Origin of the sequence: Rhodococcus sp. NPDC127527 (assembly GCF_042672245.1) — a bacterium.
Lineage (GTDB): Bacteria > Actinomycetota > Actinomycetes > Mycobacteriales > Mycobacteriaceae > Rhodococcus_G.
On the sequence record NZ_JBHXVP010000013.1, the window covers coordinates 1 to 13,292 of the forward strand.

General features: G+C 69.9%; 11 protein-coding genes. 7 read left to right on the forward strand and 4 right to left on the reverse strand.

Annotated elements, in window-relative coordinates:
- A partial coding sequence (locus ACFVH2_RS19835; RefSeq protein WP_378475721.1) for an MMPL family transporter occupies positions 1 to 1,629 on the forward strand: 1,629 nt, incomplete at its 5' end.
- A 1-nt stretch (position 1,630) separates the two neighbouring features.
- Here the strand turns inward: ACFVH2_RS19835 and ACFVH2_RS19840 are convergent.
- Positions 1,631 to 2,254, reverse strand: a complete 624-nt coding sequence (locus ACFVH2_RS19840) for a DUF1707 domain-containing protein (protein WP_378425274.1) — start codon at positions 2,252 to 2,254, stop codon at positions 1,631 to 1,633.
- A 27-nt stretch (positions 2,255 to 2,281) separates the two neighbouring features.
- Positions 2,282 to 3,442, reverse strand: a complete 1,161-nt coding sequence (locus tag ACFVH2_RS19845) for an AI-2E family transporter (RefSeq protein WP_378425273.1) — start codon at positions 3,440 to 3,442, stop codon at positions 2,282 to 2,284.
- Positions 3,443 to 3,609: 167 nt separating this feature from the next.
- On the opposite strand from ACFVH2_RS19845, the gene ACFVH2_RS19850 reads away from it, so the two are divergent.
- Both ACFVH2_RS19850 and ACFVH2_RS19855 read left to right on the forward strand, forming a co-directional pair.
- Entirely contained in the window at positions 3,610 to 5,064 is a 1,455-nt protein-coding gene (locus tag ACFVH2_RS19850) for an adenylate/guanylate cyclase domain-containing protein (protein ID WP_378425295.1), read from the forward strand.
- A gap of 53 nt (positions 5,065 to 5,117) precedes the next feature.
- Entirely contained in the window at positions 5,118 to 6,281 is a 1,164-nt protein-coding gene (locus ACFVH2_RS19855; protein WP_378425271.1) for a YbhN family protein, read from the forward strand.
- On the opposite strand, the gene ACFVH2_RS19860 is transcribed toward ACFVH2_RS19855, so the two are convergent.
- The gene (locus ACFVH2_RS19860; protein WP_378425269.1) at positions 6,226 to 6,924 is read right to left on the reverse strand and encodes a FadR/GntR family transcriptional regulator; all 699 of its coding nucleotides are present in this window, start codon (positions 6,922 to 6,924) and stop codon (positions 6,226 to 6,228) included. The genes ACFVH2_RS19855 and ACFVH2_RS19860 overlap by 56 nt on opposite strands.
- A gap of 195 nt (positions 6,925 to 7,119) precedes the next feature.
- On the opposite strand from ACFVH2_RS19860, the gene ACFVH2_RS19865 reads away from it, so the two are divergent.
- Together ACFVH2_RS19865 and ACFVH2_RS19870 are read left to right on the forward strand one after the other, a co-directional pair.
- Positions 7,120 to 8,796: a 2-isopropylmalate synthase gene (locus ACFVH2_RS19865; protein WP_378425294.1), complete on the forward strand. Its 1,677-nt coding sequence runs from the start codon at positions 7,120 to 7,122 to the stop codon at positions 8,794 to 8,796.
- Positions 8,797 to 8,993: 197 nt separating this feature from the next.
- On the forward strand, positions 8,994 to 9,545 hold the full coding sequence (locus ACFVH2_RS19870) for a YceI family protein (RefSeq protein ID WP_378425267.1): 552 nt from the start codon (positions 8,994 to 8,996) through the stop codon (positions 9,543 to 9,545).
- A 67-nt stretch (positions 9,546 to 9,612) separates the two neighbouring features.
- On the opposite strand, the gene ACFVH2_RS19875 is transcribed toward ACFVH2_RS19870, so the two are convergent.
- Positions 9,613 to 11,157, reverse strand: a complete 1,545-nt coding sequence (locus ACFVH2_RS19875; RefSeq protein WP_378425265.1) for an FAD-binding protein — start codon at positions 11,155 to 11,157, stop codon at positions 9,613 to 9,615.
- Between the two features lie 125 nt (positions 11,158 to 11,282).
- Between ACFVH2_RS19875 and ACFVH2_RS19880 the strand changes: the two genes are divergently transcribed.
- Positions 11,283 to 11,660 (forward strand): DUF3054 domain-containing protein, encoded by a 378-nt coding sequence (locus ACFVH2_RS19880; RefSeq protein ID WP_378425263.1) that lies wholly within the window; start codon positions 11,283 to 11,285, stop codon positions 11,658 to 11,660.
- A 71-nt stretch (positions 11,661 to 11,731) separates the two neighbouring features.
- The gene (locus tag ACFVH2_RS19885) at positions 11,732 to 13,201 is read left to right on the forward strand and encodes a peptide MFS transporter (RefSeq protein WP_378425261.1); all 1,470 of its coding nucleotides are present in this window, start codon (positions 11,732 to 11,734) and stop codon (positions 13,199 to 13,201) included.
- Positions 13,202 to 13,292 lie beyond the last annotated feature (91 nt).

Below are 13,292 nucleotides of genomic sequence, written 5' to 3' on the forward strand. Positions count from 1 at the left end.
AACTCCCGTTCCGAGCCGGTCAAGCTGGTCATCGAGGGCGCGCAGGGCGCGCAGATCACCCAGATCGTCAAGGAGGCCAGCGCCGCGCCGGGTCTGGTGGAGAAGTTCACCGTCAACAACCCCACCAAGGACGGGGTCACCGTCTTCAAGGCCGGCCTGGTCGACCGCAACGACTCCAAGGCGACCATCGACTACCTGCGCGCCATCGACGTCCCCGACGGGGTCACCATGCTGGTCGGCGGCACCCCCGCGATCGAGCAGGACTCCATCGCCGCGCTGCTCGACAACCTGCCGCTGATGGTGACGATCGTCGTGCTGCTCACCACCCTGCTGATGTTCCTGGCGTTCGGGTCGCTGGTGCTGCCGATCAAGGCGGTGCTGATGACCGCGCTCGGCCTCGGCGCCACCCTCGGCATCCTCACGTGGATCTTCATCGACGGCAACGGCTCGTCGATACTGAACTTCACCCCCGGCCCGATCATGTCGCCGGTGCTGGTGCTGATCATGGCGATCATCTACGGCCTGTCCACCGACTACGAGGTGTTCCTGCTCTCCCGGATGGTCGAGGCCCGCGCCCAGGGCGCGTCCACCACCGAGTCCGTGCGGGTCGGGACCGCGCACACCGGCCGCATCATCACCGCCGCCGCCCTGATCCTGATCGTGGTCACCGGCGCGTTCGCGTTCTCCGAACTGGTGATGATGAAGTACATCGCCTACGGCATGATCGCCGCCCTGATCATCGACGCCACCCTGATCCGGATGTTCCTCGTCCCGGCCACCATGAAACTGCTCGGCGACGACTGCTGGTGGGCCCCGGCCTGGATGAAACGCATCCAGGAACGCCTCGGCCTCGGCGAACCGATCCTCGACGACGAACGCATGCCGGAGAACGTGCCGGAGATCGCGGCGGTCGGCATCGCGATGGCGCCGCCCGCGCCGGTCGCGGCCCGCACGTCGAAGCCGCTGACCCGCGACGCCGTCGAGCGGGTGCTGCCGCCGCGGACCGCGGCCGCCTCCCGCATCGCGGAGACGGTGGAACCGCTGGTCGGGGAGCCGCTGACCGAACCGATCCCCATGATGGGTTCGAACCCCCGCGCGACGACGCCGCGCCCCGAGCCGGAGCCCCCGGCTCCGGCGGTGCGGGTACCCGCGCCTCGGGCGGCGGAGTCGACACCGTCCGCGCAGGAACGCCCCATCGAGAGCTGGCTGCAGGACCTGCGGATGCCGGCCCGCGAGCGGGCGAACGTTCCGGTCCCGACCGGGCAGCACGGCGGGCCAGCCCAGAACGGTCTGGCGCAGAACGCGATCTCGCAGAACGGGCACGGGGCGACGGCGAACGGTTCGCCGCAGCCGGCACCGGCGAGGCCGGTCCTCCCGCCGCGCCCGGTTCCGCCGCAGGCCAGGCCCGCGGCCACCGCCCCGATGCCCGCGCCCACACCGCCCGCACCTCGGGCGGCCGCGCCCGTCCCGCCGCCGGTCCCCCCACGGGTCGCGCCGGCGCCCGCGGCACCGGCCCCCGCGCCCGCGAACGAGACCGTCGAGCCTGTCGAGCCCGGCCGGCATCGTCACACCGAGGGCGCGCCCACCGTCAGTGTCAGCGAACTGCTGGCCCGGCAGAAACGCGAGTGACTCAGCCGAGCATCCGCTTCCACGCCGTCCCGAACGGGTGCTTGGCCGTGATGGACCCGAACCGGACCTTTCCGCGCACCACGAGGTGCAACGGTCCGGGCTGAGGCCCGGTGCGCACCCGGTTGGTCGCGCTGCCGCCGACGGTGTCGACTCCGTTGAGGTCGACGGTCGCCTCGGGCGGGACGATCAGCGTGGTATTCCCGCAGAAGTCGTCGAGGATCAGTTCGACCACCTGCGTCTGCATCACCGCCTCACTGAAGTCGAGGGTGACCGTGGACAGCTTGCTGCTCACGTGGAGCGTCGGCGGAACGTGCCAGGGACCCTTCCGGGTCACCGAGGTCAGGGTCGCGCGCACGACGTTCGTCGGCGCAGGCACGGGCGTCGGCGACGCGTAGATCGGACCCGGTGCCGCGGGCTGCGGCGGCGCCTCGTCCGTGACTACCCGCATCCCGGGCAGGTCGTAGAGCACCGCGTTCAGCTCGCCGCGGGTCCGGGCGGCCAGTGCCGTGTCCATCCGTTCGGTGAACTCCCCTAGTGAGAGCATCCCCTGCCCGACCGCCCGCTGCAGCAACTGCCCGACGTGTTCGCGTTCCGCATCGGACACCCGCAGATCCCTTGCCTCCATGGCACCAGAATAGGTGGCGGAACCGACCTACTCGGGTTCGTCCGGGGTGACCGGGAACAGGGGCAGGTGCGGGTCCTCGATGTCGACCTCGTCGGGGACCTCCTCGGGGTTCGCGGCGAGCAGCGACCGGATCGCCGTGTTCATCACCGCGACGGTCGGTACCGCGAGCAGACCGCCGACGATGCCGGCGAGCACGATGCCGGTGGCGATCGCCAGCACCACCGCGAGCGGATGCAACCGGACCGCCCGGCCGAGCATCAGCGGCTGCAGGACGTGCCCCTCGAGCTGCATGATCCCGATGATGATGCCGAGCGTGATCAGTGCGGTGATCAGGCCCTTCGTCACCAGTGCCACGAGGACGGCGACGAACCCGGCGAAGAATGCACCGACGATCGGGATGAACGCGCCCATGAACACCAGCGACGCCAGCGGCAGGGCCAGCGGGACACCCAGGATCGCCAGGCCCGCACCGATGCCGATGGCGTCGACGGCCGCCACCGCGACCGTCGCGCGGACGTACCCGACCAGCGAGCGGTAGCCCTGGCTGCCGGCGAGTCGGACTCGTTGCCGTGAGCGGGTGGGGACGATCCGGGTGACGAACTCCCAGACCTGGTCGCCGCCGTACATGAAGAAGATCAGGGTGAACAGGGTCAACGCGGCGCCGGTGAACAGCTCACCGATCACCTTGCCGGTGGTGAGTGCGCCGCTGGTCAGCGCCTCCCGGTTGTTCTGGATCGACTTGACCGCCGAGTCGCCGGCGTTCCGGATCTGCTCCTCGGAGAAGTGGAACGGTCCGGAGGTCAGCCAGTCCTGGATCTGGTTGATCGAGTGGGTGAACTGCTCGGTCAGACCCGGGATTCCCGTGACGAACTGCTCGACGACGAAGGTCATGATGCCCGCGACGATGCCGATCGCACTGATCAGCACGACGATCACCGCAGCCGACCGCGGGACGCCCTTGCGCTGGAACCAGTCGACCAGCGGGGACAGCAGCGCGGCGCCGAGCAGCGCCAGGCCGACGGGGATGAGCACGGTGTCGAGCTTGCGGACCAGGTAGCCGAGGGTCAGGAGGCCGGCGAAGAGCACCAGCAGTCGCCAGGTCCACTCGGCGCCGACTCGGACCAACGGGTGTACCGACGCGGCGTCGGCGCCCCGCGGTTGAGTCTGGGGCGACTCTTTCGCGGTCACCCGCGCGAGCCTATCGGCCGGACGTGGGTTTTGCGGGACGTGCCCGGACGGCCGTTTCCCGAGTCCGCGTCGTCGACGGTCCCCACCACCGCGTTAAATTGGTCGCTGTGCTGGCATCCTCCTATCGAGCGGTCGCGCTGACCATGCGCAGTCGTTGGCCGCTCTACATGGGGTCGATGATCCTGGCGAACTTCATCGGCGCGGTGCTGGTGCTGGCGTTCATCCGGTACGGGCTGCCGATCACCGAGTCGGCCGCGATCGTGGCCGACCGGCTGCGCAACGGAATCGTCTTCGGCATCTACCTGATCCTGGCCGGGGTGGTCAGCCTCGGCGCGGCCGCGCTGATGCTGCGCTCGGTGATCCGGTGGCAGCTGCGCGGCGGACCCCCCACCCGCAGCGAGCAGATGGCCGCCCTGCACGCCCCGCTCCGCCAGGCCATCGTGCACCTGATCCTGTGGGTGATCGGCGGGATCCTGTTCGTCGCGTTGACCGCCTCGGAGATGCCCGAGCTGGCCGTCGCGGTGATCGTGACGGTGTGCATGGCGGCGACCACGACGTTCGGCTTCACGTACATGCTCGGCGAGCGCATCCTGCGGCCGGTGGCGGCACGGGCGCTGAGCGAGGGCCGCTTCGACCGGACGCTCGCGCCGGGGGTCGGCACCAGGATGGCCATGACCTGGGGTCTGGGCACGCTGATGCCGGTGATCGGCATCATCCTGCTCTGCGCCACCCAGCTGAGCACCGACCTGCAGTTCTCCACCAACTCGCTGGCCGTGGCGATCCTGCTGCTGTCGGGGATGACGATCACCACCGCATTCGTGCTGTCGATGCTGACGGCCAGCCAGATCTCCGACCCGATCCGCCAGTTGCGCCGGGCCATCGAACGGGTCCAGCGCGGTGCGACCGACGTGCAGGTCGAGGTGTTCGACGGCAGCGAGATCGGCCGGTTGCAGGTCGGCTTCAACCGGATGATGCAGGACTCGGCCGAGCGGCGGGTGCTCCGCGAGCTGTTCGGCCAGCACGTCGGCGAGGACGTGGCGCGTCGCGCGCTGCAGTTCGGCACCGAACTCGGCGGCGAGACGCGGTTCGTGGCGGTGCTGTTCGTCGACATGGTCGGATCGACCGGGGCGGCGGCCGAGCAGCCGCCGGGCGAGGTGGTCAGCCTGCTCAACGAGTTCTTCCGGGTGGTGGTCGACGTGGTCGACCGTCATCACGGCTTCGTCAACAAGTTCATGGGTGACGCGGCACTGGCCATCTTCGGCGCCCCGCTGGACCGACCGGACGCCCCGGCCGCGGCACTGGCCGCCGCGCGGGAGCTGCGGTTCGCGCTCAACGACATCACCGGACTCGACATCGGCATCGGCGTGTCGGCCGGGCTCGCGGTGGCCGGCAACATCGGTGCCGCCGAGCGATTCGAGTACACGGTGATCGGCGACCCGGTCAACGAGGCGTCCCGGCTCACCGAGCTGGCCAAGCTGCGTCCGAGCCGGGTACTGGCCTCGACCAGCGCCGTGTACTTCGCGGACGACGAGGAGCAGGCCCAGTGGGAGCTCGGCGAGCAGGTGCAGTTGCGGGGCCGGAATCGGGTCACGCACCTGGCCAGCCCTATCCGGTACCCGTAACTGCCGGTCCGGTGTCTGCGGGCAATTCGCCGGCTGTTGGCTAGTCTGGGCTAGTGGTAACGCCGCAGCCGGACCCGAACGCGGACGTCCCCGAACGTCGCCGCGGACGCTTCTGGTGGGTCAAGTGGGTGGCCGGAGTCCTCGTGGTCGCGCTGCTGTTCGCGGAGGGCCTGTACCTGTGGCCGCGGCTGCACGAGTCCTGGCGGGCGCTGACCGAGATCCACTGGGGCTGGCTGGCCGCCTGCATCCTCGCGCAGGCCGTCTCGCTCAGCGGGTACGGCCGGGTGCAGAAGCAGCTGTTGCACGCGGGCGGTGTCGACGTCATCCAGCGCAAGTCGGTCGCGGTGGTCTACGCGTCGACGGCGATGGCGGTGACGCTGCCCGCGGGCCAGGTCTTCTCCACCGCCTTCACCTACCGGGAGACCCGGCGCTGGGGAGCCAGCCCGGTGGTGGCGTCCTGGCAGCTGGCGATCTCCGGAGTGATCGCGGCCGCCGGGCTCGCCCTGATCGGTTTCGGTGGCGCGCTCCTGGTGGGGGGCTCGGTCAGCCCGTTCACGCTCACGTTCTCGGTCGTCGGGCTGATCGCCCTGATCGTCGCGGTCCGCTACGTCTCCTCGCATCCGAGCTCGATCGAGTCCGGTGCCCGCTGGGCGCTGGTCCGGGTCAACTCGATGCGCGGCAAGCCCGCTGACACCGGGATGCACGCGGTGCGCGAGACGCTGGCCCAGCTCGAGTCGGTACAGCTGGGCAAGAAGGACGGCGCGATCACGCTCTGCTGGTCGGCGGTGCACCGGATCGGCGACGTGGTGTGCCTGGCGTTCGCCTGTTACGCCATCGGGGCCGATCCGCTGCTGTCGGGGCTGCTGATCGCGTTCGCCGCGGGCAAGGCGGTCGCGACCATCCCGTTGGCGCCCGGCGGCCTGGTGTTCGTCGACGCCACCCTGATCGCGACGCTGACCACCGCCGCCAGCATCAGTGCCTCACAGGCGGTCGCGGCCGCGTTCGTCTACCGCGGGGTGAGCTTCATCCTCGTGGCGCTGGCCGGCTGGGTCGTGTTCCTGTTCCTCTTCCGCGGGCACCAGCACGAGGACCTGGAGTTCGACGTCGAACTCGAGCGTGCCGAGCAGCAGTCACTGCAGGAGAGTCAGCCCTCCGACCGACTCATCGATCCTGCCGCCGAACCGCGGCCAACATCGCCTCCAGGTGCGCCCGACTGATCGCCGCCGCGGCCTCGGCGTCGCCCGACACGACCGCATCGACCAGCGCCCGGTGCTCGTCGGCGTCGGGGTCCGGATCCCGATCTCGGACGCCGAGTAGTTCGACCATCTCGACCATCGCGTCGGTCAGCCGGGGCACGAACGTCTCGAACAGTTCGGTCAGCACCGGGTTGTGGGCCGCGACGACGACCGCCCGGTGCACGTCGATGTCGGCGTCGACGAACTCGCGGTCCCCGTCGGCGAACGCCTCCCCGCGACGGTCGAGTGCGCGTCGCATCGCCCGCACGTCCTCCTCGTCGGCCCGCCCGGCGGCGAGCCGGGCGGCCTCGACCTCGATGGCGTTGCGGACCTCGACCACCGCCGCGATGGTCTGTGCGCGCAGCACCGATTCCCATCCGTCTCCCCGGACCGGTTCGGTGCGTTCGACGAAGACGCCCGCTCCCTGCCGCGCCCGCAGCAACCCCTGCCCGGCGAGCATCCGCAGCGCCTCGCGCACGGTGGATCGCCCCACCCCCAGTTCGGCGGCGAGGGTGGTCTCCCCCGGCAGCTTCGCCCCGACCTCCCACTCGCCGGCGGCCAGCCGGCGTACCAGCAGGTCCGCGGCCTGATCGGCCAGCAGGTTTCGGCGCAACGGAGCGGCCACACGAACTCCTCGGGTTGTCAGACAAGTTGATTTCGCCTAGCGTACCGGTCGTGGCCATTCGCGGACTGCTCCTCGACCGCCGCGGCGGGGTCTGACCGGACCGGCTCCCCGCCGCGGGGTTCCGCCGTGCCGGTCGACCGACCGTCCACATCAGGAGCCCCCGCCGTGAACTGGAATCGCCAGACCCCGTCCCCCATGCCCTCGCACCGCTACCGCCCGTTCTCCGAGCGGGTGCCGGTGCCGCTCGTCGAGCGCACCTGGCCGGCCAACCGCACCACCGTCGCGCCGCTGTGGGTGCCGGTGGACCTGCGCGACGGCAACCAGGCCCTCGCCGAACCGATGGACCCCCAGCGCAAGCGCCGCCTCTTCGAACTGATGATTGCCATGGGCTACAAGGAGATCGAGGTCGGCTACCCGTCCGCGAGCCAGACCGACTTCGACTTCGTCCGCGCCCTCGTCGACCAGGCCCTGGTGCCCGACGACGTCACGATCGTCGTGTTCACCGCGGCCCGCACCGACCTCGTCGAGCGGACCTACGCGGCGGTGCGCGGGCTGCCGAATGTCGTGGTGCACATGTACACCGCGACCGCGCCGACGTGGCGCGAGGTCGTGCTCGGACACGACCGGGAGGCGCTGCACCGCCTGATCGTCGACGCCGCCGAGGACGTCGCTCGCGGCGGCGACCACCAACCGGGGGTGCGCTACGAGTTCTCGCCCGAGGTGTTCAACCTGACCGAACCCGACTTCGTGCTGCAGGTCTGCGACAGCCTCACCGCCCTGTGGGAGGCCTCCCCCGACCGGCCGGTGATCCACAATCTTCCTGCCACCGTGGAGATCTCGACGCCGAACGTGTACGCCGACCAGATCGAGTACATGCACCGCAACCTGGACCGCCGCGATTCGGTGATCCTGTCCGTGCATCCGCACAACGACCGCGGTACCGGCGTCGCCTGCGCCGAGCTGGCGGTGCTCGCCGGGGCGCAGCGAGTGGAGGGCTGCCTGTTCGGCAACGGCGAGCGCACCGGGAACGTGGACCTGGTGACCCTCGCCCTGAACCTGCACGCCCAGGGCGTGGACCCGATGATCGACTTCTCCGACATCGACGCGATTCGACGAACGGTGGAGCACTGCAACAGGATCGAGGTGCACCCGCGGCATCCGTACGGCGGCGACCTGGTCTACACCGCGTTCTCGGGAACCCACCAGGACGCGATCAAGAAGGGCTTCGCGCACCACCGTGCCCGCGCCGCGGCGGCCGGCGAGGATCCGGCCACCGCACCGTGGGAGGTGCCGTACCTGCCGATCGACCCGCGGGACGTGGGCCGCGACTACGAGGCGGTGATCCGGGTGAACAGCCAGTCGGGCAAGGGCGGCATCGCGTATCTGCTGCAGCGCGACCACGGCATCGACCTGCCGCGGGCGTTGCAGATCGACTTCGCCCGGCACGTCCAGCGGGCCACCGACGCCAGCGGCGCCGAGGCGACGTCCGAGCAGCTGTGGGAAATGCTGCAGGACAAGTACTTCCACCGGGTCGAACTCACCCAGTGGACCGTCGAGCACCTCGACGAGGGCGACCGGGTGCGGGTGCGCGGCTCGCTGGACGGGGCCCCGTTGGCCGGCGAGGCGATCGGCGGCGGACCGGTGGAGGCCCTGACGCGGATCCTGGCCGCGCAAGGCCGTCACGTCGAGGTGCTGAGCATGGTGCAGCAGTCGCTCGGCGAGGGAAGTGACGTCCGGGCGGTGACGTTCGCCCGGTGCCGGATCGACGGGGACACCCGGTGGGGCATCGGCCTGGACTCCTCGGTCACCGCCTCCGCGCTGCGGTCCGTGCTGGCCGCAGCGTCCCGGGCCCACGCCCCCGCCGTCGCCTGACCACCCCACACCCCCACTTCCCGAATGTCCCATTGGTTCAGGTCAACCGAATCAATGGGACATTCGGGAGAACCCCCGGAAGCACCATTGTGTGACGGACACCACATCGGGTTGCGGGAAGGTTCCGGACGGTGGCACGGTTGGACCCAGCAAGAGATTGAAGTTTCAATCACCTAGCCACGTATCGAGGAGCCCCCATGACCACCGCCATCGCCATCCCCGCCCTGACCCCCGGTACCTGGGCCATCGACGCCAGCCACTCCACCGTCGGCTTCTCGGTCCGCCACCTCATGGTCAGCAAGGTTCGCGGCCGTTTCCAGGACTTCTCCGGTGCCGTCACCGTCGCCGCCGACGGCACCCCCTCCGTCGACGCGCAGATCCAGGTCGCCTCCATCACCACCGACAACGAGCAGCGCGACGGCCACCTCAAGACCGCCGACTTCTTCGACGCCGAGCAGTTCCCGACCGCCACCTTCACGTCCACCGGCGTTCGCGCCAAGGGCGAGGACTTCGTGGTCGACGGCAACTTCACCCTGCACGGCGTCACCCGCCCGGTCGAGCTCAAGCTCGAGTTCAACGGCGTGAACCCGGGCATGGGCAACGGCCCGGTCGCCGGCTTCGAGGCCAGCACCGTGATCAACCGCAAGGACTTCGGCATCAGCATCGACATGCCGCTCGAGGGCGGCGGAGCCGTCGTCGGCGACAAGATCACCATCACCCTGGAGATCGAGGCCGGCCTGCAGGCCTGATCCACTCCCCACAACGCAACGCGCCCACCGCGACCGTCCGGTCGGGGTGGGCGCGTTGCTCGTGCGTCTAGCTGTCGGCCGCCATGTCCAGCACCGCCAGGTGGCTGAACAGCATGCTGGTGCCGATGGGGTTACCGCCACCGGGGTAGACGGTGCCCGACGGCGCGGCCATGGTGTTGCCCGCCGCGTAGAGGCCGGCGATCGGGCTGCCGGACGGGTCGAGGACCTGCCCGGTGACTGCGGTGCGCAACCCGCCCTTGGTGCCCAGGTCCGAGATGCCGAACGCGGCCGCGTGGAACGGGCCCTGGTCGACGGTGACCAGCGGCGGCTCGCCGCCGGAGAACGCGCGGTCGTAGGCCTCGTCGCCGCGACCGAAGTCCGGGTCGACGCCGTCCGCGACGAATCCGTTGAACCGGGCGACGGTGGCGACCAGGTTCTCGGCCGGCACGCCGATCTTCTCGGCCAGTTCCTCGAGGGTGTCCGCGCTGTGCCACAGGCCGGCGGCCTGGTACTTCTCGGCCTCGACCATGGAGACGTTGGTGGCCTTGACCGGCGGCACCTCGCCCTCCTTGTTGTCGTAGACCATCCAGTACGGCAGCGTGGCGGTGCCGTCCTGCATCTGGGCGATGATGTCGCGGCCGAGCCGGTCGTAGGGCGCGGACTCGTTGACGAACCGCTTGCCGTCCTGGTTGACGAAGATGCCGCCGGTGAACCACAGCGCGAACGCGGACCGTCCGTCCGGGTGGGTCATGCCCGGCGACCACCAGGCCTCGCCCATCAGGTCGGTGTCGGCGCCCGCGGCGATGCCGGCCAGGTGCGCCTTGCCGAGGTTGGCCCACGGGCCCATGGTGTCGCGGGCCTCGCCCGGGACGCCGTACTTCTGCCGCAGTTCGTCGTTGCCCTCGAAGCCACCGGCCGCGAGCAGCACGCCCTTGCGGGCGCGGATCGCGGTGCGCTCGCCGTCGCGCTCGACGATGCCGCCGACCACGGCGCCGTCCTCGACGACCAGCTCGGCCAGCGCGGTGTTCAGGTTCAGGTTGGCGTTCGGGTACTTCTCGATCGCCTTGAGGAACCGGGCGATCAGCGCGCGGCCGCCGATGAAGTAGTCGTCGGGCGCGGGTGCGCCGAGCCGGTCGACGTCCAGCGGGCCGCGGACGACGTCGCGCAGCTCGGGGGCCTCGGCCACCGGCAGCACCGACGGCATGATGTGGCGCTGGCCGTCCAGGCGCGCCTTCGGCGCCTTGCCGAAGTAGTCGGGCCACGGCAGCATCTCGAACTTGAGGTTCTCGTCCCGCTCGAGGTACTCGATCAGCGGCGCGCCGCCCAGGACGTACGCGTCCTGCAGGTCGCGCGGGGTGCGGTCCCCGACGACGGCGTGGTAGTACTCGAGCGCGTCCTCGATGGTGTCGTCGGTGCCTGCGCGCTTCAGCACCGGGTTGACCGGGAACCACACGCCGCCGCCGCCCGAGTACGCCGTGGTGCCGCCGAACTTGTCGGTCGCCTCGACCAGGATCACCGACAGGCCCTCGCGGGCCGCGGTGTAGGCGCCGGTGACGCCGCCGCCGCCCGACCCCACCACTAGGACGTCACATTCTTCATCCCACTGCGTCATGCCCACTGCCTCCTGGAGGTCTGTTCGATCGGAAGTATCCGCCACACGCTAGGTTCGTCCGGCACTTCGGTGGACCGTTTGTCCCGCCCAGAGGGACGGGACTCGACAGGCATACCCTGGTCGGCGTGAAGAAGGTGCTCCCCGCCCTGGTCGTCGACATCGTGCTCGTCGTCGTGTTCTGCGCGATCGGCCGCCGCAGCCACGACGAGGCCAACGCCCTCGCCGGGCTCGCCAGCACCGCCTGGCCGTTCCTCGGCGGGCTGGCCATCGGGTGGGCGGCGAACGAGGCGTTGTATCGGAACAAGTCCGTGCCCGCCTCGGTGTTCCCGGCCGGGGTGATCATCTGGCTCTGCACCGTCGCGGGCGGGATGATCCTGCGGGTGATCGGCGGCCAGGGCACCGCGTTCAGCTTCATCGTCGTGGCCACCTGCGTGCTGGCGCTGTTCCTGCTGGGCTGGCGGGCGATCTACGCCCTCGTGCGCAAACGTTCCACCGCGCACTGACCACGGCGCGGTCCGGCCGGCAACTGCGTTTCGACTGGGCGTGAGCCCGGCCCGCGTGGGACAGTTTTCCGATGAGCGAGCTCGAGTCGCCACCCCGGGACCCCAAGTCCGACCACGGGTTCTTCGGTCAGCCGTTCGCGCTGGCCAACCTGTTCGGCGTCGAGATGTGGGAGCGCTTCTCCTTCTACGGGATGCAAGGCATCCTCATCTACTACCTGTACTACTCGGCCGCCGACGGCGGGCTCGGCATCTCCCAGGTCGCCGCGACCAGCATCGTCGGCGCGTACGGCGGCACGGTGTACCTGTCCACCATCCTCGGCGGCTGGGTTGCGGACCGGATACTGGGGTCCGAGCGCACGCTGTTCTACAGCGCCGTGCTGATCATGTGCGGGCACATCGCGCTCGCGGCGATTCCCGGGCTCGCCGGCGTCGGCGTCGGACTGATCGCGATCGCCGTCGGCAGCGGCGGGCTCAAGGCGAACGCCACCTCCCTCGTCGGCGACCTCTACGCCGAGAACGACGATCGGCGCGACGCGGGCTTCTCCATCTTCTACATGGGCATCAACCTGGGCGCACTCATCGGCCCGCTGCTCACCGGGTGGGCGCAGAAGAACTGGGGCTTCCACGCCGGCTTCGCGCTCGCCGCGATCGGCATGGCGCTCGGGCTCATCCAGTACACCGTCGGCCGCAAGCGCCTCGCCGACATCGGTCAGCGGCCGCTGAACCCGATGCCGCACTCGCAGCGGCTGCGCTTCGCCGCCATCGGCGTCGTCGCCCTGCTCGTGGTCCTCGCGCTCTGCCTGACCGGGGTGATCACCACCGGCAACCTGTCCGACGTCGTCGTCGGACTGACCATCGCCGCGTCGGTCGTCTACTTCCTGGTGATCCTGACCAGCAAGAAGATCACCAGCACCGAGCGCAGCCGTGTCATCGCGTTCATCCCGATGTTCCTTGCCAGCGCCGCCTTCTGGTCGCTGTTCCAGCAGCAGTTCACGGTGGTCGCGATCTACGCCGACAAGCGGCTCGATCGCAATCTGTTCGGCTGGGACTTCCCGGCATCGTGGGTGCAGTCCATCAACCCGGTGTTCATCATCGTCTTCGCCGGCGTCTTCGCGACGATCTGGACGAAACTCGGCCCGCGCCAGCCGTCCTCGCCGCTGAAGTTCGCGGCCGGCACGATCATCATGGGCCTGGCCTTCCTGGCGTTCCTGCCGTTCTCGGGCGGCGGACCCAACAGTGCGCCGCTGCTGGGTCTGATGTTCATCCTGCTGCTGTTCACCTTCGCCGAGTTGTTCCTCTCGCCGGTGGGCCTGTCGCTGTCGACGAAGCTCGCGCCCAAGGCATTTCACACACAGATGGTGGCGCTGTTCTTCCTGTCGGTGGCACTGGGATCGTCGATGGCCGGCACCCTGGCCAAGTACTACGACGAGAACAACGAGGCCCCGTACTTCACCTGGATCGGCGCGGCGTCCATCGCGGTGGGCGTGGTGATGGTGCTGCTGTCCCCGTGGATCAGCCGGATGATGCGCGGCGTGCACTGAACCGAGCCCTTGTGCGTCCGAGCGCCGTGGGCGGACGATGGTTACGGAGTCACAGCAGGTGTGACCCGACAGCTATTTTCCAGCTCGAGGT